The sequence below is a fragment of the Pseudomonas sp. CH235 genome (genome assembly GCF_004368175.1).
In the GTDB taxonomy this organism is placed as follows: Bacteria; Pseudomonadota; Gammaproteobacteria; order Pseudomonadales; family Pseudomonadaceae; genus Aquipseudomonas; species Aquipseudomonas paraglycinae.
Map to the genome: position 1 here is coordinate 36,719 of NZ_RRZJ01000037.1, position 23,636 is coordinate 60,354.

A 23,636-nucleotide genomic window follows, 5' to 3' on the forward strand; every position below is an offset into this window, starting at 1 on the left:
TCCCATGCGGCAGGTGGGGCAAATCTTCCCGGCCGATCGACGCGTTCATGCCTCGAACCGGCAGCCTACTCATAGACTATTGCGTTGTGGTGAAAGTCACAGCACCAAGGACATGAATGTACACTTGTGCACTGAAATTTTTAATCAAGCCCCTTTTGAGGCTCGTTCGGGTGCCTAAGACTGCCGCACTTTCGCTTTTCACGCCAGTCGCAGATGCTCGAAAGGGCCCCGTTACTGCACCCATCGCTGCAGAATCTGCTGCAGATCATTGCGTTTGAATGGCTTGGCCAGGTAATCGTTCATCCCCGCCGACAAGCAGTTTTCGCGGTCGCCCTGCAACGCATTGGCGGTCAGGGCGATGATCGGCACATGGCCGCAGCCGGGCAGGCGGCGGATCTGTCGGGTTGCCTCGTAACCGTCAATCAGCGGCAAGCGGCAATCCATCAGGATCGCTTCGAAACGGTTGTCCCCGGCGCTGCGCACCGCCTGCACACCATCGGTGGCGACGCTGACGGTAAATCCCAGACTGCGCAACATCGCTTCGATCACCGTCTGGTTGACCGGGTTGTCCTCCACCAGCAGCACATTGCGTCCTTCGCCGTGACCGTCGCCGTTCAGTGTGCGCGGTGCCGCCAGCGCGGGCAGTGCCTGCTTATATAAAGCCAATGGTATTTCCAGAGTGAATACCGATCCGCGACCTTCTTCGCTCTGAGCGCGCAAGGTGCCGCCCATCCGTTCGGCGAGCGTGCGGGCAATCGGCAGGCCCAGGCCGGTGCCGCCATATCGACGGGAAATCGAACTGTCGGCCTGCTGGAACGCGTTGAACATCAGCTCCAGGCTCTCCGGCGAAATGCCGATGCCACTGTCACGCACCGCGCAGGTGAACCACAGCAACTCGTGATCCAGCGACTGCCACTGCGCCTCGATGCTGACGCGCCCCTGCTCGGTGAACTTCAGCGCATTGCCGACCAGGTTGACCAGAATCTGCCGGATCCGCGTCGGATCGCCCTGTACCTGCAAGTCGCGCATGTCTTCGGGAATCCGCAGTTGCAGGGCCAGCCCGCGTTGCGCCGCACTGTGCTGGAACGACTGGGCGCAGGCGCCGATCACTTCGGCGAGATTGAACGGAATGTGCTCGAGCTCCAGCTCCGAACGCTCGATGCGCGAGAAATCCAGAATGTCGTTGATCACCTTGAGCAAATGCTCGGTGGACTCGGAAGCCAGCGCCGCGTACTCGACCTGCTCTTCGGTCATGTCGGTGGTTTCCAGCAATTGCAGCATGCCCAGCACGCCGTTCATCGGGGTGCGCAGTTCATGGCTCATCATCGCCAGGAAATCCGATTTGGCGTTGTTGGCCTTCTCCGCCTCTTCGCGGGTCTGGATCAGTTGCGCCATCGCCTGATGCTGTTCGCGGCTGGCCTGCTCCAGCGCCTGGGCCAGGTTGTTGATGTGCTGGGACAGGGCGCCCAGCTCGGTGTCATCGACAATCGGCAGCGGGGTCTTGTAGTCGCCGTCCTGAATCGCCTTGACCGCATTGCCGATGTCGCGGATCGGCTGCGAAAGGCTGCCAGCCAGCCGCCGCGCCAGCACAAAAGTGAAGAGCAGGGCGAACAACGCCAGAATCCCGGCCTTGAGCAAAATCTCCTGTTGGCGCTGGCTGAAGGCGTCATTCGACAGCCCGACGATCACCCGCCCCAGATAATCCTCGCTGGCCACGCCGGGGCTGCTCTTGCCGTCCTGAAAGAAATCGTTGTGCAGGGCGATGCGTTGCAGTCGCACCGGCGCCTGGAACACCTCGACCTGATGCGGGCGATTGTGCGCATCCGCCGGCTGTTCGACGTAGGCCAGAATCCGGTTGGCGCTGTCCTGCACTTCCAGAAACCGCACGTTCGGCGTGGCCAGCGTGGCTTTGAGCAGGCTTTCCAGCACTTCGTTGTTGCCGGAAATCACCCCGTACTCGGTGGCCGGTGCGAGCTGGTTGGCGATCAACTGGCCGGTGTGAGTCAGCTCCTGACGCAAATCCTGAATGCGTACGAAGGTGAAAAAGCTGATCAGCAGCAAGGTCAGCAACAGCGCAGGGCCCAGGCTGATCAACTGGGTGCGGGTGTTGATGTCCCAACGGCGGAAAATCATGGGCGGCGCTCTCCTTCGGCCAGCTCTGCGGCGACAGACGCTTCATTCATCGGTTCTATCCCTAAGGAACGAGCCACCTGCGCATTACTTGAGACTTTAAAACGCCCGGGATAGAGCGTGCGCGGCCAGGTGGCCGGTGGCCGGTCCAGCAATTCGTCGAGAACGGCCAGCCAGTCGTTCTGATCGCTGTAGGTGCTGGCCAGGCTGCCGGCGCGAACGAAAGCGACATTCGGCCCGACCAGCGCCAGTTGCCGAGAGTAACTGCTGAGCAACAGGTTCTTCGCGGTTTTCGGGTTGTACAGGTCTGGGTCGTCGAGGCCCAGCAGCACGTCGCTATTTTTCAGCACAGTCTGCAAGGGGCGGCTGTCGTGAGTGTTGTCCCAGCGCTGCGGGACAATTTGCAGATTCAGCGGCTGGGCGGCCGATTGCAGCTCCTTGAGCAGGAACTCGCTGTGCTGATCGAACAGCACGCCGACTCGCCCGGCCTGGGGCAGGATCCGGCGGATCAGTTGCAACTGACGACTCAGCGGCGGATCGGCCCACAGCAGACTCAAGTGGGGCGGTTGCGCGTCGCCGAAGCGCTGTCGAGCTTGCAGGCGGCTGATGCGCAGGACCAACGTCGCGGGGCCCTGGCTTTCCTGCATGCGCCAGTCGAGGCTCGGCAGATCCAGCAGGATCAGGCGCAGGCTCGACGGCAACTTGCCCGGCGCCGGCAAACTGGCCAGCGGCTGGAAATGCACGCGGTCGGTCGGGCGCAGTTCGCTCAGGGCCTGAACGAAGGACTGCACGCCGGGGCTTTCCTCGGCGCCGGTCAGCAAAATGTCGGCCGCCTGCACCGCCACGCCATGCAGCCACGCTGTCAGGAACAGACAAAGCCCGGCCAGCCATTGGCCGAGTGTTGGCATCTTCCGTGACATGGCGTAGCGCATCTAGAACTCCAGCTCGGCGCTGAAATACACCACGCGGCGTTCGTCGTAATTGTTGTCGACGAAGGTGGTCGGCTCATGGTCGAGGCGTTGTTGCAGCACGCCGGCCAGTTGCAGTTGGGCCTTGCCCAAGGCGATGCGTTTGGCGATGCGCGTGTCGACCCGCTCGAAGCGGTAACCGTTGAGCGCGTTGTCACCGTAATAGAAGAGGGCGCTGTTCCAGCCGTGGCCCCAATCGCGCAGCCAGCCCGCCGAGCCGCTGTTGCGCGCGGTGAATTGCTGGTCCAGCGGATTGCTCGCCTCGGCGTCGACGAAGGCGTAGGTCAGGCGCAGGCGGTCGGCCGCACTCAGGCGCCAGTCCAGTTGCGTCTCGGTGCCGCGAAAGCGCGAATCGTTGGCGTTGCTGGCGATGTATTGATTGTTGCGCAGCGGCTCGCTGATCATCCCGGTGATTTCGTCGTAGAACAGCTTCACGTCCAGCGCCAGGCCCCATTCCGGGAAAAAGCCGTTGTAGCCCAGTTCCCGCGAGCGCATGTGTTCCTGGTCCAGATCGCCGGGGCCCCGGGTCTTGACGAAGTAGCGGGCCGAAGACTGGCCATAGGCGGCGGGCCGCAGGTTGGTCACCTGATAACTCCAGTTGACGTTGTTCTCGAACATGTCCGGCGAACGGATGGCTTCCGAATACACCGCGCGCAGGCTGTGGCGCGGATTGAACAGGTAGTTGACCGCAAACCGGGGCGTCAGCGAGCTGCCGATCAATTGCGTGTCTTCGAACATGGCGCCGCCCTGCAACAGCCAGTGTTCGCTGGCGCGCCATTCCAGCTGGCCGAAGGCGCGCCAGGTGGTGTCGTCCAGCGTGCCGTTGAAATAGGTCTCGGAATAGGCACGGTCGTAACGATAGTTCAGGCCGCTGACCAGACGCAGGCTATCGGACAGGCTGAGGGTGTCCTGCAATTCCAGGTCGTAACGCGATTCCCGGGCACTCTGGTCGATGTCGCCGCACAGGGTCTGGCGCGCGCCGTTGCGCCACTGGTCCAGCACCTGATTGGCCAGGGCCATTTCCTGCGGCGTGCCGGCGGGTGCGCCGGGGCCGGTGAACAGGGTCATGTTGCGGGCCAGGCGTTCGGTGTAGTTCGGGTTGAGTTGCCACAGCTCCGTGAGCTGCGGGCTGAACGACACCTCGGCGTCACAGGCGCGCCAGGTTTGCTGGCGATCCCAGTGTTGCGCCGAGCCCTGCACATAAAGACTGTGATCGGGGTTGAGGTCCAGATTCCAGCGCACCGAACCGGCATAGTCCTTGGCAACCACGTCGGAATTGTTCCCGGCAGCCGTAATCCCGGAGAACACCGGACGGTAGGTATAGGGCCGTTGATTGGCCCCGTCCTTGGCGTTGATCTGCCAGTCCAGGCTCTGGTTGTCGCTCAGGGTCTGGCTGACGGCGAGACTGAAGCGGTTCAAGCGGCGGCTGTCGCGGTAATCGGCGCCGGTGCGGTCGCTGTCAAAGCCGTCGTCTTCCTGGCCGGACAGAGAAAGACGCAAGTCGCCGTCATTCCAGCCGGTGCTCTGGCTGGCATAGAAGTCGTTGATGCCGCGTTGGCCGCGCGTCAGCTTCAGCCGCGTGCCGTGGCTGTCCGCCGGGTTGCGGGTGATGATGTTGACCACTGCCATCAGCGCGTTGGCGCCGTAGCTGACGGTGTTCGGGCCGCGAAAGACTTCGATGCGCTCGATGTCTTCCATCGCCACCGGGATGTCGCTCCAGTCCACGGTCGCCAGACCGGCGCGGTACACCGAACGGCCGTCGATCAGCACCTGCATGCGTCGGGCTTCAGTGGCGTTGGTTCCGTGATAGTTCACCACAGCCTGATTGCCGCTGATGTTGCCGACCATCATCCCCGGCACCAGCCGCAACAGTTCGCTGATGTCCCGGGCACCGCTGGCGGCGATCAGTTCGCTGTCCAGTACGGTCATGCTGCCCGGGACTTCCGCCGGCGACTGTTTCAGGCGCGTGGCGGTCAGGATCTGCGGCAAGGCCTCACTGTCGACAAACAGGTCGTCCGCCAGCAGCACCGGGCTGAACAGCAGCGCCAGCAGCAGGGACGAACGCGGGGAAGGGGGGCCAGAAAACACGACGCAGCCTTGATAGCAAAGAATTGGCGCGCATGTTAACTGAGGTCGACGACTTTTCCAGTCACGTTGCAGGCATTTTCCTCGGTTTTATTGGTCTTCTTCATACAAGTGCGGGTAATTGACGCCGGGGCTGTCCGAGAAGGGGACGCTCCGTATAATGCCGGCATCGCCACTGGTATGGATTAACGGATTACATATGACTGAACAGCGCCCGATTGCGGTCCTGGGAGGCGGAAGTTTCGGTACCGCCGTGGCCAATCTGTTGGCCGAGAACGGCCATCAAGTCCGGCAGTGGATGCGTGACCCCGAGCAGGCCGAGGCCATCCGGGTCAATCGCGAAAACCCGCGTTACCTCAAAGGCATCAAGATTCTGCCGGGCGTGACCGCGGTCACCGACCTGCAGGAAACCCTCGACGCCTGCGATTTGTGTTTCGTCGCGTTGCCGTCCAGCGCGCTGCGCACGGTTTTGGCGCCTCATGCCGAGCGCCTGAGCGGCAAGATGCTGGTCAGCCTGACCAAGGGCATCGAAGCCCACACCTTCAAACTGATGAGCCAGATTCTCGAAGAGATCGCCCCGCAGGCACGTATCGGCGTGCTGTCCGGGCCGAACCTTGCGCGGGAAATCGCCGAGCACGCGCTGACTGCCACCGTGGTTGCCAGCGAAGACGAAGAACTCTGCAAAGCCGTGCAGGCCGCGTTGCATGGCCGCACTTTCCGCGTCTACGCCAGCGCCGACCGTTTCGGCGTGGAATTGGGCGGCGCACTGAAAAACGTCTACGCGATCATCGCCGGCATGGCGGTGGCGCTGGAAATGGGCGAGAACACCAAGAGCATGCTGATCACCCGCGCCCTGGCCGAAATGACCCGGTTTGCGGTGAATCAGGGCGCGAACCCGATGACCTTCCTCGGTCTGGCCGGGGTCGGTGATCTGATCGTCACCTGCTCGTCGCCGAAAAGCCGCAACTATCAGGTCGGTTTCGCCCTCGGCCAGGGCTTGAGCCTCGACGAAGCGGTGTCGCGCCTCGGCGAAGTGGCCGAAGGGGTCAACACCCTGAAAGTGCTCAAGGCCAAGTCCCAGGACGTTGGCGTATACATGCCGCTGGTCGCCGGATTGCATGCGATCCTGTTCGAAGGGCGCACGCTTGAGCAGGTGATCGGTCTTCTGATGAGAGGCGAGCCGAAAACCGACGTCGACTTTATTTCCACCAGTGGTTTCAACTGATTCAGCAGGGAGCAGGGCATGAACGATCCGAAAACCGAAGCCAAATATGAATCCATCCTCCTGCGGGTGTTGTGGATGATCATCTACGTGCTGGTCTGGCAGGTGGCGCAGTTCATCCTCGGCGCGGTGGTGCTGGTGCAGTTGATCTATCGTTTGATCTATGGCGCCCCGAGCGCCAGCCTGATGAATTTCGGCGACAGCCTGAGCCAGTTTCTGGCGCAGATCGGCCGTTTCGGCAGCTTCCACAGCGACCAGAAACCCTGGCCGTTCGCCGACTGGCCGGCGCCGCGTACGCCGGAAGGTGAAGCGCCACACGTTGTTGCGCCGGCACCGCATCCGGCCCGGGATGAGGAACCCAAGCTATGAAACTCTGGGTATTGCGTCACGGTGAGGCCGAGCCTTATGGCTCGCGCCCCGACTCCGAGCGGGAACTGACCGCCCACGGTCGCAAGGAAGTGTTGAGCAGCGCGGCCCGCTTGATGGGCCAGCCGCTGACCGCCATTTACGCCAGCCCGTACCTGCGGGCGCAGCAGACCGCGCAACTGGTGCGCGAAGCTCTCGGCTTCGAGCCGGAGATCCGCACGGTCGAGTGGCTGACCCCGGAAGTTGACCCGGACCGCGTTGCCGAGCAACTGGTGTCGGTGAGCAACGTGCTGCTGGTCAGCCACAATCCGCTGGTGGGAAACCTGCTCAGCTACCTGCAACACGGTGCGGGCTATCCGCCGGAAAAGGTCAGCACCGCCGGGCTCGCCGAGCTCGAACACAGCGAATTGCTGATCGGTTCGATGACGCTCAACAGCCTTAAACATCCCTGAAATTTTTTGTACGAAATAGTCAACCAAGCACTTGCTTGGTTGACTACGCTTGCTCCAGACCAAAAAACAGGAGCGAGTCGAATGTCTTCCGCCTTCCGTTTGCCGCTGGACGTGTTTTACGAACGCGAGGCCCGGCACCCGCGTCAGCGTTTTCTGGTGCAGCCGATCGGCGGCGGGCAGGTCGAGACACTGACCTGGGCCGACGTCGGCCATCAGGCCCGCTGCGCGGCGCACTGGCTGCGCTCCCGGGAATTGCCGCAAGGCAGCCACATCGCCCTGATCTCGAAAAACTGCGCGCACTGGATCATCGCTGATCTGGCGATCTGGATGGCCGGGCATGTCTCTGTGCCGCTTTATCCGAACCTCACCGCCGAATCGGTGAATCAGGTGCTCACCCACTCGGAAAGCGTGCTGGCGTTCATTGGCAAGCTCGATGACTGGCCGGGCATGTCGCCAGGTGTGCCAGCCGGCCTGACCACCGTCAGCTTGCCGCTGCATCCGCCGGGCACGTTCGATTTCAACTGGGATGACCTGCAACGCAGCTCGCCGATCCAGGACGATCCGCGTCCCGCCGCCGAGCAACTGGCGACGATCATTTACACCTCCGGCACCACCGGCCTGCCCAAGGGCGTGATGCACAGCTTCGCCAATCTCGGGTTCGCGACGACGCGCGGCACGCAGCTGTTCGGACTCAATGAGCACGACCGGCTGCTGTCGTATCTGCCGCTGTGTCATGTCGCCGAGCGGATGTTTGTCGAACTGGCGTCGATCTATACCGGGCAGACTGTGTTTTTCGCCGAGAGCCTCGACACCTTTCTCGCCGATCTCAAGCGGGCGCGGCCGACGGCGATGTTCGGGGTGCCGCGGATCTGGACCAAGTTCCAGATGGGCGTCTACAGCAAGATCCCGGCAAAACGTCTGGATTTCCTGCTCGGTCTGCCCTTTATCGGCAAACGGATCGGCCACAAGGTATTGGCGGGGTTGGGGCTGGATGCGTTGCGCGTGGCGCTGTCCGGTGCGGCGCCGGTGCCGCTGACCCTGTTGCGCTGGTATCAGAAACTCGGGCTCGACGTGCTGGAGGTCTACGGCATGACCGAAAGCTGCGGGTATTCGCACATCTGCCTGCCGGGGCAATACAATGAAGGCTGGATCGGCCGGCCATGCCCCGACGTGGAAGTGCGGATCGATGAGTCCGGCGAAGTGCAGGTGCGCAGCCAGGCGAACATGCTCGGCTATTTCAAGGAACCGCAGAAAACCGCCGAGACCCTCACCGAAGACGGCTTCCTGCGCACCGGCGACAAGGGCGAACAGGACGCCGAAGGGCGCTTGCGCCTGACCGGGCGGCTCAAGGAAATCTTCAAGACCAGCAAGGGCAAGTACGTCGCCCCGGCGCCGATCGAAAATCGGCTGGCGGTGCATTCGCGGATCGAACAAGTCTGCGTGGTCGGCGATGGCCTGAGTGCGCCGCTGGGGTTGTGCGTGCTCTCGGCGGTGGGCCGGGAAGAGCCCCGCGCGCCGCTGCATTCGAGCCTGGAAAAACTGCTGGAGGAGGTCAACGCCGTGCTCGACAAGCACGAGCGCCTGCGCCGGCTGGTGGTGGTCAAGGACAGCTGGGCGGTGGAGAACGGCTTCCTCACGCCGACTTTGAAGATCAAACGCAACATCATCGAAGACACCTACGGAGCACGTTTCGAAGAATGGAGCGAGCGCAGCGAGGCGGTGCTGTGGCAGGATTGAGCGTCGATCAAAACAACAAAGGAAGCCTGCGATGACCTTGTGGCGCACCACTCCGAACATCGAGCAGTTGAACGCAATCCAGAAAAACACCATCGGCGAAGTGCTGGACATTCGCTTCGAGTCCTTCGACGAGGAATCGCTGACGGCCAGCATGGTCATCGACCATCGCACCCACCAGCCTTACGGCCTGCTGCACGGCGGCGCCTCGGTGGTGCTGGCCGAGAGCGTCGGTTCGATGGCCAGTTACCTGTGCATCGACGCCAGCAAGTTCTATTGCGTCGGTCTGGAAATCAACGCCAACCACTTGCGCGGCCTGCGCAGCGGACGGGTGACGGCGGTGGCCAAACCGATCCACATCGGTCGCACCACCCACGTCTGGGACATCCGCCTGACCAGCGATGAAGGCAAGGCCAGTTGTGTGTCGCGCTTGACCATGGCAGTGGTGCCGCTGGGAGAACAACCGCCGGCGCGTTGATGGCCGAAGCGTCATAGCCCTGACCGGACTGTCATCATTCCTGGCAGTTACGGTCATTGCTGAAGGACGCGGTCTTACGGACAATCAACGCCTGTTTTCCGCTCATGGATTTGCCGGTATGTCGCAACCGATCTTCTTCGCCCACGCCAACGGTTTCCCTTCGGGCACCTACGGCAAACTGTTCGCGGCGCTGGCGCCCGAGTACCGGGTCGCGCATCTGGAACAACACGCCCATGACCCGCGTTTCCCGGCGGGTGACAACTGGTACCACCTGGTCGACGAACTCATCCATCACCTGCAACAGCAAGATGAGCCGGTGTGGGGCGTCGGCCATTCCTTCGGCGGCATGTTGCATTTGCACGCTGCACTGCGTTGCCCTGAACTGTATCGGGGCGTGGTGATGCTCGACTCGCCGGTGCTGACCCGCACCGATCAATGGGTGATCCGCGCCGCCAAGCGCTTTGGTTTCATCGACAAACTGACCCCGGCCGGTCGCACGCTGGGACGCCGCGAAGAGTTTGCCGATCTGGACAGCGCCCGAGGTTATTTTGCCGGCAAAACCCTGTTCCGCAGCTTTGATCCGGAATGTTTCGATGCCTACTTGCAGCACGGCCTGCACAAGGTCGGCGACAAGTTGCGCCTGCGCTTCGATCCTGCGACCGAGATCAGCATCTATCGCGGCGTGCCGCACACCAGTCCTGCGCATACCCGGCAATTGAAAGTGCCGCTGGCGGTGGTACGTGGACACAAGAGCCGCGTGGTGATGAACCACCACACCCGCTTCGTCGGACGCCTGCCTCAGGGCGAGGCGCTGACCGTGCCCGGCGGGCACATGTTTCCGCTTGAGCGCCCGCAGGACACCGCGCAATTACTGAAAAACCTGTTCGATCGCTGGGAGCGCCGGCAAGACAAGGATTGCGCATGAACCCCGGCGTCGAAGAAGTGCGCCTGAGCCTGCCGCATATCGAACTGGCAGCGCACCTGTTCGGCCCGGAAGACGGGTTACCGGTGATCGCCCTTCACGGCTGGCTGGATAACGCCAACAGCTTCGCGCGCCTGGCGCCGAAGCTCAAAGGCTTGCGTATCGTGGCGCTGGACATGGCCGGTCACGGGCATTCCGGGCATCGTCCGAACGGCGCCGGTTACGCGCTGTGGGATTACGCCCACGACGTGCTGCAGGTCGCCGAGCAACTGGGCTGGAAACGTTTCGGCCTGCTCGGGCATTCCATGGGTGCGATCGTGTCGCTGGTGCTGGCCGGGTCGTTGCCCGAACGCATTACCCATCTGGCGTTGATCGACGGGGTGATTCCTCCTACCGACAAAGGCGAAAACGCCGCCGAGCGCATGGGCATGGCCTTACAGGCGCAACTCGATCTTCGGGAAAAGCGCAAACCGGTCTACAACACCCTCGACCGGGCGATCGAAGCACGGATGAAAGGGCTGGTGGCGGTCAGTCGCGAAGCCGCCGAACTGCTGGCCCAGCGCGGTCTGATGCCGGTGCCCGGCGGTTACACCTGGCGCACTGACAACCGTCTGACGTTGCCGTCGCCGCTGCGTCTGACCCAGGAACAGGCGATGGCATTTGTGCAGCGCATTGCCTGCCCCGCGCAATTGGTGGTCGCCGCCGATGGCATGCTGGCCAAACATCCGGAGCTGCTGGACCGTCTGCCCTTTGCCCGGGAACAGCTGCCGGGCGGGCATCATCTGCACCTGAACGATGAGGCCGGGGCCGACCTTGTCGCAGACTGTTTCAATCGGTTCTTCGCCATTCCTTGACTTGCTCCCGGCAACTGTCGAGGCTGGGCAGGTTGAAATGGGAGACAACCAAGATGGATTTCTACACCGCTGCGACTTCGAACTGCCCTCAAGGCACCCAGGCCATGCCCCTGCGATGAGCCTGTCCATGCGATCTATCAGTCTGCTGGCGCTGTGCTGTTTCAGTCCCTTTCTATTCGCTGCCGACCTGCCGGGCAGTCAGGACTTGCCGATCGTGCCGCGTGTGGCCGATGCGCAGATCGTCGACTATCGCCCTGCCGTGGAGCTGGAGCGGATCTACCCGCTCGGCTCGATCCGCAAGATCAGCGGTCAATTGCGTTTCGACGGCCAGGTCAGCGCCCGGGGGCAGACCACCTCGGTGACCTATGAATTACCGCCGGAGCATTCCGCCACCGAAGCCTTTACCCTTGCCCGCGAAGCCCTGCAAAAGCAGGATGCCCAGCTGTTGTTCTGGTGCCAGGCCCGGGATTGCGGCGAGAGCAGCCTGTGGGCCAATGAGGTGTTCGGCAACGCCAAGCTGTACGGTGCCGACGAGCAGCAGGCCTATCTGCTGCTGAGGCTCGCGGCCCCGCGCGACAACACGCTGGTGGCGCTGTACAGCATCACCCGCGGCAATCGCAAAGCCTATCTGCACGTTGAACAGTTCGAGGCGCTGGCACCGCTCGGTGATCTGCTGCCGACCTCGGCCACGCTGCTGCGGGAACTGAAAAGCACCGGCGAACTGGATTTTCCAAAGCTCGCCGGCGATCCGGATGACACCTGGCTGCGCTTGCTGTCCCGTGGCCTGAACCTCGACACCACGTTGCGGGTGACAGTGTCCGGGCCGAAAGCCGAGGCCTGGCGGCAGGCGCTGATCGGGCAGGGCGTGCGCGCCGCGCGAATGGAAACCGGCAGTGTCGATGGCGAAGGTCTGCGCATCGATCTGTTGCGATAAGGTGTCTTTGGCGGACACGCTCGACGTGTTCGCCTACTCTTTGCCTGACTGATTTTTTCGAGATTTCTCATGCCCAATAATGATCGTCTGCTGGTGCAGATCCTGTTGCTGGTGCTGTTTGGTGCCAGTTTCTGGGTGATGGCGCCGTTCTGGTCGGCGCTGTTCTGGGGCGCGGTGCTGGCGTTTGCCAGCTGGCCGCTGATGCGCTTGCTGACGCGCTGGCTCAATGGCCGGGAATCCCTCGCGGCGCTGTTGCTGACCATGGGCTGGATGTTGCTCGTGGCGGGGCCGCTGGTGTGGCTGGGTTTTAACCTGGCCGATCACGTGCGCGATGCCACGGCGTTCATCAAGGATGTGCAGGTCGACGGACTGCCCGAAGCGCCGAGCTGGCTGGGCGGCGTGCCGTTGGTGGGCGAACGGCTGGTGGGGATCTGGAACAGCATCGATCAGCAGGGCGCGGCCCTGATGGTGACTGTAAAACCTTATCTGGGGCAGGTCGGCAACTGGTTGCTGGCGCGCAGTGCGCAGATCGGCAGCGGGATTCTCGAGCTGACCCTGAGCATTGTCTTCGTGTTCTTTTTCTACCGTGACGGGCCGCGACTGGCGGCGTTCGTGCACAGTCTGCTGGAACGCCTGATCGGTGATCGGGCCGGGTACTACATCGATCTGGTGGCCGGTACGGTGCAGCGGGTGGTCAACGGGGTGATCGGTACGGCGGCGGCGCAAGCGGTGCTGGCGCTGATCGGGTTCCTGATTGCCGGGGTGCCGGGGGCGCTGGTGCTGGGGATCGTGACGTTCCTGCTCAGTCTGATTCCGATGGGGCCGCCGCTGGTGTGGATTCCGGCCACGGCGTGGCTGGCCTGGAAGGGCGAGTACGGGATGGCGGTGTTTCTCGGGATCTGGGGGACGTTCATCATCAGTGGCGTGGATAACGTGCTCAAGCCGTATCTGATCAGCCGGGGTGGGAATCTGCCGTTGGTGATTGTGTTGCTTGGGGTGTTTGGCGGGTTGATTGCGTTTGGGTTTATCGGGTTGTTTATTGGGCCTACGCTTTTGGCTGTTGCTTATAGTTTGTTGACGGATTGGAGTAAGAGTCAGGCTCGGGTTTGAGGCTTTTGACTTGGCGGCCTTTGGGCCGACCAGGCTCTTTGGGATTGGGTGAATATCCGTTTCTTCGGATGTTGCCGCTGGCGGTTTCGCTTTTACAGCGACTCCCTTTGGCAAACGCCCCAAAGGAAGCAAAGGTCTTGGCCCCTGCGTTCGGCGCCTCGCTGTGGCTCGGCGTTCCTTCGCTCCGGGATTCATCCGGGGGCATCGCCTACGGTTTGCTTCGCTGCACCTCCTCTCGATGCATGCGGCTGCGCCGCACGGTCGCTGCGCTCCCACCCCCGGATGAATCCCTCCACTCAGCCTTCCGATGGGGCCGACACGTCAAGAGCGGTACTCGAGCTAACGCTCATTGTGTTGAGTGGTGGGAGGCCAAAGCCAAAGCCAAAGCGAAAGCAGGAGTGGGGTTGTATGTGCTTTGAAACCTGAGTTCACCTCGGTATTTCACGTCGGTGTAGTTCGCTTAAACACCTCGGTCAGTCCCCTCTCCCTCTGGGAGAGGGCTAGGGTGAGGGCCGCTTTGATGACACACCGCAGAGCCAAAGCAAACCACTCACCCAGCCAGAGTTAATCGCCCCTCAAGTCTTGACTCGAGAGCGATCCTCTTCACCCAATCTCAAGTCGCCACATTCAAATACTTGCCCACCGACGCGGTGCTTTCTAGCGAGTACTGCTTGCTCAGATTGGCAATCATGCGGTTCAGCGCTTCGGTTGTGGTTTGAGTACTGCTGGCAGTTTGTTCGTTATCCGGGCGTTCGCGACCTGCATGCAGTGCAGCTTTCAGTTCGTCGCTGCTGACGCCTCCGCTGCTGTCGCTGTCCAGAACCTTGAGCAGGGCGGTGGCGGTGTCGGTGTCGGTGTTGTTTGAGGAGGTGCTGTCGCTGGTCTGCAACGCGCTGTTCAGTTCGGTGGCGGTAACAGTGCCGTCGCCGTCTGCATCGAGATGGCTGAAGAGTTCGTCGCTGGAGGCTTGCGGTGGTGGGGGTGGCGGTGGGGTGAGGCTGGCGGCGAGTTCGTCCTGGCTGACGACGCCGTCTTCGTTTTTGTCCAGGGCGGAGAAGATTTTGCTGCTGTCGGCGGTGCTGCCGGCGCTGGTCAGGCCGTTGCTCAGTTCGTCGCTGCTGATGGCGCCGTCGCCGTCGGCGTCGAGGGCGCTGATCAGGGCGTCGGCGAGTTCGGTGTTGGGGGCTTGGTCTCCCGGTGGTGGCGGGGGTGGGGCCATGGCGGTCATTTCTTCGGCGCTGAGGCTGCCGCTGGCGTCGCTGTCCAGATCGCCGAATTGTTTGCTCAGGCTGACCAGCAGGCCGTCGTTGGACTTCTGCGACAGGGCGCTGCCGAGTTCGTCCTGATCCACCGCGCCGTCGCCGTTGCTGTCGAGTTTGGCGAACAGTTCCTTTTGCAGTTGCTGGCTGCGGGCGTTTTGGGTGGAGGTGCTGCTGGTGCTGGTATAGCTCGTGTAGTTGCTGACGCTACCGATCATCGGGCTCACTCCTTGGACTGGAAAACCGGTGGGTGTACCGGCTTATGCAGCCTCCAGTCGCAAGGTGTCGTGGGTATGTGAAGTTTGTACCGACCGGTACACAGTCGGGATCAGTGGCGGGGCAGCTGGATCACGGCGGTCAGGCCGCCGCCGGGTGTTTCTGCCAGGGTCAGTTGTCCGCCCTGACGTTGCGCCGCTTCCCGGGCGATGGTCATGCCCAGACCGACGCCGCCGGAGTTGCGGTTGCGTGAGCCTTCGAGGCGGAAGAACGGCTCGAATACGGCTTCGCGCTTGTCCGCCGCGATGCCCGGGCCGTGGTCGATGACGCGGATCAGCAGCTGTTCGCGTTGGTCCTGCAGTTCGATGTGCGCTTGGCCGGCGTAGCGCAGGGCGTTGTCCATCAGGTTGTTGATGCATGAGCGCAGTGCCATCGGTTGCACCTGCAAGGGGGCACAGTGGCCGCTGACCTGCACGTCGGCGCCTTGATCCTGGGCGTTTTCGCACAGTGATTCGACCAGCGCCTGCACGTCCATCAACTGCAAGGCTTCGCTGGTGCGCTGTTCGTGCAGGTAGGTGAGGGTGGCGTCGAGCATGCCGATCATGTCGTCCAGATCCTGGCGCATCTGGCCTTGCAGCTTGTCGTCGTTGATGTTTTCCAGGCGCAGTTTCAGCCGTGACAGCGGGGTGCGCAGGTCGTGGGAGACGGCGCCGAGCATTCGTGCGCGTTGCTGCACCTGTTCGCGGATGCGGTGTTGCATCAGGTTGAACGTGTGTGCGGCCTGTCGGGCTTCCCGCGGGCCGGTTTCGTCCAGTGGTGGGCTGTCGAGGTCTTCGCTCAGGCGCTCGGCCGCATCGCTCAGACGCTGGATCGGTCGGGTCAGCAGCTTGGCGCCGTACCAGGCGGCGATGATCAGCGAGATGAACTGGAAGGTCAGCGGCACGATCGGCCCGCCGAACCAGGGGCGCGGTGGACGGGGCGGGTAGCGTGGATCCTGAGCCGGCTGTTGACCGTCGAGGTTTTGCGAGAACTCCGGCGGCGGTGGCGGGGGCGGTGGGCCGTAGAGGCGGAACCAGGCGAAGGCCAGCAGGTGCGCCAGGACAATCGCCACCAACAGCATGCCAAACAGGCGGCCGAACAGCGTGTCGAAGCGCGCTCGCATCAGCCAATGTCCCGGGCGTCGAACAGGTAGCCTTCACCCCGTACGGTCTTGATCAGTTGCGGGGCTTTCGGGTCGTCGCCGAGTTTTTGCCGCAGACGCGATACCAGCAGGTCGATGCTGCGGTCGAAGGCTTCGATCGAGCGGCCACGGGCGGCGTCCAGCAACTGTTCGCGGCTGAGCACCCGGCGCGGACGTTCGATGAATACCCAGAGCAGGCGGAATTCGGCGTTGGACAGCGGCACCACCAGGCCATCGTCGGCGATGAGCTGGCGCAGGACGCTGTTCAGGCGCCAGTTGTCGAAGCGAATGTTTGCACGCTGTTCGGTGCGGTCGTCGCGCACCCGGCGCAGAATCGTCTGAATTCGCGCGACCAGTTCCCGAGGCTCGAACGGTTTGGCCATGTAGTCATCGGCGCCCAGTTCCAGGCCGATGATCCGGTCGGTGGGTTCGCAGCGGGCGGTGAGCATCAGGATCGGGATGTCGGACTCCGCGCGCAGCCAGCGGCACAGCGACAGACCGTCTTCGCCGGGCAGCATAAGGTCGAGCACCACCACGTCGAAATGTTCGGCCTGCATCGCCTGGCGCATGGCCGCGCCGTCGGTGACGCCGCTGGCGTGAATGTTGAAGCGGGCCAGGTAATCGATCATCAGTTCACGGATCGGCACGTCATCGTCGACGATCAGGGCGCGGATGCTCCAGCGCTTGTCGTCTTTCTGCTCGTCGTTCACGGAGGCTTGGGAGTTGTGCATGAGGCTGTTCATCTGCCAGTAGGCCGCCAACCACAAAGATAGGCTGCGAGGTTGTGGTTTCAGCATAGGCGTCCGGCCGTGAGGCGGGAAGGGCTGCTGTAAGGACTTGTTGCGGCTGGCGAGGCTAGCGCGGGCGCATGTTGCCGGCGTGTCGGTTGTGTATCGGGTTCGACACAATACCCTGCAAGGCTATGCTGATCACGGTTGGCGCGACGATTTACCGATCATCGGGTGCCGCGCCGCCGCCGGTTCCGCTACAATGCGCGCCGATTTCGACTTGCCTGAGAGCCCATCCATGTCCGCCTGCCAGACTCCTATCATCGTCGCCCTGGATTTCCCTACCCGTGACGCCGCACTGAAGCTGGCCGACCAGTTGGACCCGAAACTGTGCCGGGTCAAAGTGGGCAAGGAACTGTTCACCAGCTGCGCCGCGGAAATCGTCGGCACTCTGCGTGACAAGGGTTTTGAAGTATTCCTGGACCTGAAATTCCACGACATTCCCAACACCACGGCGATGGCGGTCAAGGCTGCTGCCGAGATGGGCGTGTGGATGGTCAACGTTCACTGCTCCGGCGGCCTGCGCATGATGGCGGCCTGCCGTGAAGAGCTGGACAAGCGCAGCGGTCCGCAGCCGTTGCTGATCGGCGTGACCGTGCTGACCAGCATGGAGCGTGAGGATCTGGCGGGTATCGGTCTGGACATCGAGCCGCAGGAGCAGGTGCTGCGTCTGGCGGCACTGGCCGAGAAGGCCGGGATGGACGGTCTGGTGTGCTCGGCGCTGGAAGCCACTGCGCTGAAAACCGCGCATCCTTCGCTGCAACTGGTGACCCCGGGGATTCGTCCGGCGGGCAGCGCCCAGGACGACCAGCGTCGCATCCTGACCCCGCGTCAGGCGCTGGATGCCGGTTCAGACTATCTGGTGATCGGCCGTCCAATCAGCCAGGCGGCGGATCCGGCCAAGGCGCTGGCCTCGGTGGTTGCCGAACTGGCCTGAGCGAACAGCTGAAGCATGAAAGAAGGGAGCCCGATGGCTCCCTTCCTTGTTTTCAGACCTTCAACACCAGTTTGCCGAAGTTCTCGCCGCTGAACAGTTTGCCCAGGGTTTCCGGGAAGGTTTCCAGGCCTTCGACGATGTCTTCCTTGCTCTTGAGCTGACCCTTGGCCATCCAGCCGGCCATTTCCTGGGCGGCAGTGGCGTACTGCGCGGCGTAATCCATCACCACGAAGCCTTCCATCCGCGCGCGGTTGACCAGCAGCGACAAGTAGTTGGCCGGGCCTTTGACCGCTTCCTTGTTGTTGTACTGGCTGATCGCGCCGCAGATCACCACACGCGCCTTGAAGTTCAGACGGCTCAGCACCGCGTCGAGGATGTCGCCGCCGACGTTGTCGAAATACACGTCCACGCCTTTCGGGCATTCGCGCTTGAGGCCGGCGAGCACGTCTTCGCTTTTGTAGTCGATGGCGCCGTCGAAGCCCAGTTCATCGATCAGGAATTTGCACTTGTCCGCGCCGCCGGCGATGCCGACCACCCGGCATCCTTTGATTTTGGCGATCTGCCCGGCGATGCTGCCGACAGCGCCCGCTGCACCGGACAACACCACGGTGTCGCCGGCCTTCGGTGCGCCGACATTGAGCAGGGCGAAGTAGGCGGTCATGCCGGTCATGCCCAGTGCGGACAGATAAACCGGCAGCGGTGCCAGTTTCGGATCGACCTTGTAGAAACCTTTTGGCTCGCCAAGGAAATAATCCTGCACGCCAATGGCACCGTTGACGTAGTCGCCGACGGCGAACCCCGGATTGTTCGACGCGACTACTTTGCCTACGCCCAGCGCGCGCATGACTTCGCCCAGACCTACCGGTGGAATGTAGGATTTGCCTTCATTCATCCAGCCGCGCATGGCCGGGTCGAGGGACAGGTATTCGTTCTTGACCAGAATCTGCCCCGCCGCCGGCTCGCCGACCGGTAATTCCTGATAGGTGAAGGTCTCGCGGGTGGCGGCGCCCACCGGGCGTTTGGCGAGCAGGAACTGGCGATTGGTCTGGTTGGTCATGACAGGCACTCGAATTGAATGAAGCCTTGTTGATAGACCTTCATGGGCGATGCCGCAAGGTTGGCTCATGGGGCGAATGCAGGTTGATCCAGTTCGGTGATAGTCCCCGGCTGGGTTTCATCACTGCGATTCATGCAAGCCTAACCGGCCTTTTGATAGTGCTGACGTCACTCAGGCCCCTGTGGCTATGCTGCCTTCATCAATCCCCCCCGCATTCGAGGACATAACAATGAGCATGACGTTTTCCGGTCAGGTAGCCGTCGTCACCGGCGCGGCCAACGGCATCGGCCGCGCGACGGCCCAGGCATTCGCCGCCGAAGGTCTGAAAGTGGTGGTGGCCGATCTGGATGCGGCCGGGGGCGAGGGCACTGTGGCGCTGATTCGTACAGCCGGTGGCGAAGCGACCTTCGTGCGCTGCAACGTGACCGTCGAAAGCGAAGTGAAGAATCTGATGGACGAGGTAATCAATACCTACGGCCGTCTCGACTATGCCTTCAACAATGCCGGGATCGAAATCGAGAAGGGCAAACTGGCCGAAGGCTCGATGGACGAGTTCGACGCGATCATGGGTGTCAACGTCAAAGGCGTCTGGCTGTGCATGAAGTACCAGTTGCCGTTGCTGCTGGCCCAGGGCGGCGGGGCGATCGTCAATACCGCGTCGGTGGCTGGATTGGGCGCTGCGCCGAAGATGAGCATCTACGCGGCTTCCAAGCATGCGGTGATCGGCCTGACCAAATCGGCTGCGATCGAATACGCCAAGAAGAAAATCCGCGTCAACGCCGTATGCCCGGCAGTGATCGACACCGACATGTTCCGCCGCGCCTACGAAGCGGATCCGAAAAAAGGCGAATTCGCCAACGCCATGCACCCGGTCGGGCGCATCGGCAAGGTCGAGGAAATTGCCAGCGCCGTGCTGTACCTGTGCAGTGATGGCGCAGCGTTTACCACCGGCCATTCGCTGGCCGTGGATGGTGGCGTGACCGCCTTCTGAGAGGCCATTGGCTGATGCATGAACGAGCCCGCCCATCGGCGGGCTTTTTTCGTCTCGGGGGCGGCTCCGTGAATTCGCTAAACAATGTGTTTCAAATATTGAGAAAGGAGGTTTTTGGCGGTTTTGTCGCACAGTCTCAAGGACGTGGCTGTGATTTACTGCCGCCAGCAAAAACGGACAGGAGTTTGCGCGCTCATGGAATTGAGAATTGACCGACAGGCAATGGTGCCGGTCGTACAGCAGATTGTTGACGGGTTGACCGAGTGGATCATGCAGGGGCAAGTGCCGCCGACGACGCGTCTGCCCTCCGTGCGAGAGATCGCACGGTGCAATCTGCTCAGCCAGTCCTGCGTCATGGAAGCTTGCGAGCGCCTTGTGGCGCAAGGGGTTCTGGCCTCGCGTCAGGGCTCGGGATTTATGGTGGCGTCTTCATTGCCCGATTGCTGCAAGGCGATCGATGGCACCGGGTGTGAGGGAGAGCGCAGCGGGGGGGATCCAGCCGCCCGATGGCGCGGCGGTTTGACGCTGGGAAGTGGCGTCCTGCCGGAGAGTTGGCGCGAGCCCGATGATCTCGCCTATGCGATCCGCGAAGTGGCGCGCGCCGACATGGCCAGTCTGTTCAACTACAGCACGCCTCTGGGGCTGCCGGCGTTACGCGAACAGATCATCAAGCGCCTGGGATTGCTGAGTATCAGGGCCGTGGCAGAACAGGTGATGACCACCGCCGGCGCCAGCCACGGACTGGACCTGATCGTGCGTACCCTTTTCAAGGCCGGTGATTGCGTGGTGGTCGAGACGCCCGGTTATGCGCCGCTGTTCGATCTCCTGCGCTTGCACGGCGTGCGCATGCTGGAGGTTCGCCGCACGCCGGGCGGGCCGGATCTCGAGGCGCTCGAGGCGTTGCTGCAACAGTTTCGGCCCGCCGCGTTGTTCATCAACAGTCACCATCACAATCCCACGGGCAGTTGCCTGCTGCCGGCGGTCGCCCGACGTATCCTGGAGTTGAGCAGGCTCTACGATCTGCGGCTGATCGAAGATGATGTTTACGCTGACCTGCACAATGGCAGCGGCACTCGACTGGCAGCGCTGGATGACGAGGGACGGGTGATTTACGTCGGCAGCTTTTCCAAGACCCTGAGCAGCTCGCTGCGAGTGGGTTTCGTGTTGGCCGATGGCGAGCTGATCGAGCGGATGGCGCGGATCAAGACGATCAGTTGCATGGGCACCTCGAGGTTCTGCGAGGCGGTGCTGGCCGGGATGCTGGCCAGTGGCGCCTATCGCAAACTGGTGCAGCGCCAGCGCCAGCGCCTCAATACTGATCGTGCGGCGGCTTTGCAGGCCCTGGAAGATGCCGAGTGGGAAGTATTCGGCAAGCCCACGGGCGGCCTGTTCATCTGGGCGCGCGCGCCGCTGGCGGATGAAGCGCATTTGCGCAGGCATGCCTCGCGCTGCGGGGTGCAACTGGCTTGTGCAACCTCGTTCAGCCCCAGTGGCGAAGCCTGCGACTGGCAGCGCATCAACGTGGCTTACGCCTGTGATCCCCGAGCACGACAGTTTTTTCGCAGCACGACCGTGGATCGACCTCAAGCGTTCTGAAAACGACGCGTGCGTAGCTTTTTGCCATTATTCCGACGCCAGAGACTTGTGCTGGTTCAAGGCCGTTGCGAATCTTCGACAACAGACTATGGCAGGGGACTACGCGCAATGATTTCGGCCGTGCAAGGACGTTTTGCCAACCTCGGTATGGCAAAAAAACTGGGTATCGGGTTTGTGCTGGTGTTGCTGCTGACTGCACTGGTGGCAGCCATTGGCGTCTGGTCCCTGCAAACCATCAGTCAGCGCTTCGACGGCCTCAAGCAGATGTCATCGCTCAACAGTGGCTTGCTCAAGGTGCGGCTGCTGGAGCAGGACTACGCCTTGCACGGCAACCCGAAAACCGTCGATGCCTTGCATGAGGGTGTCGACGGTCTGATCGCCATGGCCGACCAGCTCAAGATTTTGTCGCCGGGCAATGAGTCGGTCATGAACGACGTCCAACAGTCATTGAGCGCTTACCGCAAGGCGTTCGATGAATTCGTCTCGTTGTCCCAGGCCAAGGACCTGGCGCTGGAGATGGCCAGTTGGTCGGTGTCCAGCGTCGCCAACAATCTCGATGTGTTGCAGGCCGGTCTGGCCGACGACGGCGTGTACACCCTGAAAGACAGCGAGGGCAAGGACGGCGCGCAATTCATCGAGCAGGCCGGTCAGGTCAGCCAGGTTTCGCGCTTGATGTTGCAGGCGATGAGCGAAGCGCGGGTGCGACTGGATCAAAGCCGCAAGGGTGACGACAGCGCCGGCCAAGGCAATATCGAACAGGCTGCGCAAGCCCAGGCGCAGGCTGAGCAGCTCAAGTCCACGGTCAAGGACGAGGGTTACCTGACGGTACTCAATGAAGTGTCCGGACACATTGCCGGTTTCAGCGACAAGCTTGCCGAGTACACCGGGTTGCTGGCCCAGGAAAAGACTGTCTATCAGCAGTTGCATCAGCGAGCCGACGAAGTCGTGGCGCGGGTCGATCAGGCGTATGTCGCGCAAGACGGCGCGATGCAGGGCGAACTGAAAAAGAATTCGGTGCTGATCATTGGCTCGTCGGCGCTGGCGTTGCTGGTCGGGCTGATCGCGGCGTGGGTGATCACCCGACTGATTGTGGCGCCGTTGCGCAGCGTGATTCATGTGGCGCAACAGATTGCGGCCGGTGATCTGAGTGCAACGATCGAGGTCACCCGGCGGGACGAAATCGGTCAGTTGATGCTGGCCATGCAGCAGATGGGCGCGGGTTTGAGCACGATTGTCAGCGGGTTGCAGGCGGGGATCGAACAGCTGGCGAGTTCGGCGCAATCGCTGTCGGCGGTGACCGAGCAGACCAACCTTGAGGTCAGCAGCCAGAAAGAGGAAACCGAACAGGTCGCCACGGCCATGAACCAGATGACCGCCACCGTGCACGATGTGGCGCGCAATGCCGAAGAAGCGGCGCTCGCGGCGCAGACCGCCGATGGCAAGGTCGAAAGCGGCCAGCAGGTGGTGCGTCAGAGCATGGCGCGGATCGAGCAACTGGCGGATTCGGCGACGTCGGCCAGTTCGAGCATCGAAAGCCTCAGTGCGGAAATCCAGAATATCGGCACGGTGCTGGGGGTGATCAAGAGTGTCGCCGAGCAGACCAACCTGCTGGCGCTCAACGCGGCGATCGAAGCGGCGCGGGCGGGCGAGCAGGGCAGGGGCTTTGCGGTGGTCGCCGATGAGGTGCGGGCACTGGCTCGACGCACGCAGCAGTCGACCGAGGAGATCGAGCGGCTGGTCAGTGCCTTGCGTTCGGCGGCGCATTCGTCGGTGCAGCAGATTCAGAGCAGTGGCGAGTTGGTGAAGCTGGCGGTGAGTGATGCGTTGCAGACCGAGAGTGCGTTGGGGAGTATTGCGGCGGCGGTTTCGTTGATTCAGCAGATGAACCAGCAGATTGCGGCGGCGGCCGAGGAGCAGAGTTCGGTGGCCGAGGAGATCAATCGCAGTGTGACGAGTATTCGGGCGAGTGCGGATCAGTCTTCGATTGCCATGCGCGGGAATGCGGCTTCGAGTGTTGAGCTGGCGCAGTTGGGGAGTGAGTTGCGGGGGATGGTGGGGCACTTTCGGCTTTGACCTTGGCGGCCTTTGGGCCGACCAGGTTCGCGTTTTATTGCGTTCATATCCGTTTCTACGGGTGCTCCGGCTGGCGGTTTCGCCCTTACGGCGAGTCCCTTTTTCAAACGCCAAAAAGGAACCAAAAGGCTGGGCCCCTGCGTTCGGCACCTCGCTTTGGCTCGGTGTTCCTTCGTTCCGGGATTCATCCGGGGGCATCGCCTACGGTTTGCTTCGCTGCACCTCCTCTCGATGCATGCGGCTGCGCCGCACGGTCGCTGCGCTCCCACCCCCGGATAAATCCC

20 protein-coding genes and 1 pseudogene are annotated in these 23,636 nt (G+C 62.4%); 14 read left to right on the forward strand and 7 right to left on the reverse strand.

Annotated features, from left to right (window positions below; all coding sequences use genetic code 11):
- Window positions 1-231: 231 nt before the first annotated feature.
- Genes EIY71_RS25805 through EIY71_RS25815 form a run of 3 tightly spaced genes read right to left on the reverse strand, consistent with a single transcriptional unit; the run spans window position 232 to window position 5,186 of the window.
- On the reverse strand, window positions 232-2,133 hold the full coding sequence (locus tag EIY71_RS25805; RefSeq protein WP_085745093.1) for an ATP-binding protein: 1,902 nt from the start codon (window positions 2,131-2,133) through the stop codon (window positions 232-234).
- On the reverse strand, window positions 2,130-3,062 hold the full coding sequence (locus EIY71_RS25810; RefSeq protein WP_085745092.1) for an ABC transporter substrate-binding protein: 933 nt from the start codon (window positions 3,060-3,062) through the stop codon (window positions 2,130-2,132). Before EIY71_RS25810 ends, EIY71_RS25805 begins: the two co-directional genes overlap by 4 nt.
- Entirely contained in the window at window positions 3,063-5,186 is a 2,124-nt protein-coding gene (locus tag EIY71_RS25815) for a TonB-dependent siderophore receptor (RefSeq protein ID WP_134023611.1), read from the reverse strand.
- Window positions 5,187-5,382: 196 nt separating this feature from the next.
- Here EIY71_RS25815 and EIY71_RS25820 point away from each other — a divergent pair, with 196 nt between their 5' ends.
- From EIY71_RS25820 to EIY71_RS25860, 9 genes are all read left to right on the forward strand, one after another.
- A complete protein-coding gene (locus EIY71_RS25820; RefSeq protein WP_134023613.1) occupies window positions 5,383-6,408 on the forward strand; it encodes an NAD(P)H-dependent glycerol-3-phosphate dehydrogenase in 1,026 nt (341 codons plus the stop codon).
- Window positions 6,409-6,426: 18 nt separating this feature from the next.
- The gene (locus tag EIY71_RS25825) at window positions 6,427-6,774 is read left to right on the forward strand and encodes a DUF4389 domain-containing protein (RefSeq protein WP_134023615.1); all 348 of its coding nucleotides are present in this window, start codon (window positions 6,427-6,429) and stop codon (window positions 6,772-6,774) included.
- Window positions 6,771-7,223, forward strand: a complete 453-nt coding sequence (sixA, locus tag EIY71_RS25830) for a phosphohistidine phosphatase SixA (RefSeq protein ID WP_007957806.1) — start codon at window positions 6,771-6,773, stop codon at window positions 7,221-7,223. The genes EIY71_RS25825 and sixA overlap by 4 nt, the downstream gene beginning before the upstream one ends.
- A gap of 81 nt (window positions 7,224-7,304) precedes the next feature.
- On the forward strand, window positions 7,305-8,960 hold the full coding sequence (locus EIY71_RS25835) for an AMP-binding protein (RefSeq protein WP_134023617.1): 1,656 nt from the start codon (window positions 7,305-7,307) through the stop codon (window positions 8,958-8,960).
- Window positions 8,961-8,991: 31 nt separating this feature from the next.
- Window positions 8,992-9,435 carry a hotdog fold thioesterase gene (locus EIY71_RS25840; protein WP_102688130.1) on the forward strand — a complete coding sequence of 148 codons (444 nt, stop codon included), beginning with the start codon at window positions 8,992-8,994 and terminating at the stop codon, window positions 9,433-9,435.
- Between the two features lie 118 nt (window positions 9,436-9,553).
- The gene (locus tag EIY71_RS25845) at window positions 9,554-10,360 is read left to right on the forward strand and encodes an alpha/beta fold hydrolase (protein ID WP_085745087.1); all 807 of its coding nucleotides are present in this window, start codon (window positions 9,554-9,556) and stop codon (window positions 10,358-10,360) included.
- Window positions 10,357-11,211, forward strand: a complete 855-nt coding sequence (locus EIY71_RS25850; protein ID WP_085745086.1) for an alpha/beta hydrolase — start codon at window positions 10,357-10,359, stop codon at window positions 11,209-11,211. The genes EIY71_RS25845 and EIY71_RS25850 overlap by 4 nt, the downstream gene beginning before the upstream one ends.
- Before the next feature lie 127 nt (window positions 11,212-11,338).
- Entirely contained in the window at window positions 11,339-12,145 is an 807-nt protein-coding gene (locus EIY71_RS25855; protein ID WP_007957816.1) for a DUF4892 domain-containing protein, read from the forward strand.
- Window positions 12,146-12,214: 69 nt separating this feature from the next.
- A complete protein-coding gene (locus tag EIY71_RS25860) occupies window positions 12,215-13,255 on the forward strand; it encodes an AI-2E family transporter (RefSeq protein WP_011335470.1) in 1,041 nt (346 codons plus the stop codon).
- A 613-nt stretch (window positions 13,256-13,868) separates the two neighbouring features.
- Here EIY71_RS25860 and xopAW read toward each other — a convergent pair.
- From xopAW to EIY71_RS25875, 3 genes are all read right to left on the reverse strand, one after another.
- The gene (xopAW, locus tag EIY71_RS25865) at window positions 13,869-14,732 is read right to left on the reverse strand and encodes a XopAW family type III secretion system calcium-binding effector (RefSeq protein WP_134023619.1); all 864 of its coding nucleotides are present in this window, start codon (window positions 14,730-14,732) and stop codon (window positions 13,869-13,871) included.
- A 110-nt stretch (window positions 14,733-14,842) separates the two neighbouring features.
- The gene (locus tag EIY71_RS25870; RefSeq protein ID WP_085745084.1) at window positions 14,843-15,892 is read right to left on the reverse strand and encodes a cell wall metabolism sensor histidine kinase WalK; all 1,050 of its coding nucleotides are present in this window, start codon (window positions 15,890-15,892) and stop codon (window positions 14,843-14,845) included.
- Window positions 15,892-16,641 carry a response regulator gene (locus EIY71_RS25875; protein WP_085607468.1) on the reverse strand — a complete coding sequence of 250 codons (750 nt, stop codon included), beginning with the start codon at window positions 16,639-16,641 and terminating at the stop codon, window positions 15,892-15,894. Before EIY71_RS25875 ends, EIY71_RS25870 begins: the two co-directional genes overlap by 1 nt.
- A gap of 295 nt (window positions 16,642-16,936) precedes the next feature.
- Here EIY71_RS25875 and pyrF point away from each other — a divergent pair, with 295 nt between their 5' ends.
- Entirely contained in the window at window positions 16,937-17,635 is a 699-nt protein-coding gene (gene pyrF, locus EIY71_RS25880; RefSeq protein ID WP_007960372.1) for an orotidine-5'-phosphate decarboxylase, read from the forward strand.
- A 52-nt stretch (window positions 17,636-17,687) separates the two neighbouring features.
- On the opposite strand, the gene EIY71_RS25885 is transcribed toward pyrF, so the two are convergent.
- Window positions 17,688-18,692, reverse strand: coding sequence for an NADP-dependent oxidoreductase (locus EIY71_RS25885; protein WP_134023621.1), 1,005 nt, complete (start codon window positions 18,690-18,692; stop codon window positions 17,688-17,690).
- Between the two features lie 229 nt (window positions 18,693-18,921).
- Between EIY71_RS25885 and EIY71_RS25890 the strand changes: the two genes are divergently transcribed.
- The 4 genes and pseudogenes from EIY71_RS25890 to EIY71_RS29005 all read left to right on the forward strand — a co-directional run bounded on the left by EIY71_RS25890 (window position 18,922) and on the right by EIY71_RS29005 (window position 23,352).
- Window positions 18,922-19,683, forward strand: coding sequence for an SDR family oxidoreductase (locus tag EIY71_RS25890; RefSeq protein ID WP_007917441.1), 762 nt, complete (start codon window positions 18,922-18,924; stop codon window positions 19,681-19,683).
- Between the two features lie 195 nt (window positions 19,684-19,878).
- The gene (locus EIY71_RS25895; RefSeq protein ID WP_134023623.1) at window positions 19,879-21,279 is read left to right on the forward strand and encodes a PLP-dependent aminotransferase family protein; all 1,401 of its coding nucleotides are present in this window, start codon (window positions 19,879-19,881) and stop codon (window positions 21,277-21,279) included.
- 264 nt (window positions 21,280-21,543) lie between these two features.
- Window positions 21,544-22,443, forward strand: a pseudogene (locus EIY71_RS29000) (HAMP domain-containing protein); the annotation flags it as partial.
- 204 nt (window positions 22,444-22,647) lie between these two features.
- Window positions 22,648-23,352, forward strand: coding sequence for a methyl-accepting chemotaxis protein (locus EIY71_RS29005; RefSeq protein ID WP_372239305.1), 705 nt, complete (start codon window positions 22,648-22,650; stop codon window positions 23,350-23,352).
- The last annotated feature ends 284 nt before the right edge of the window (window positions 23,353-23,636 follow it).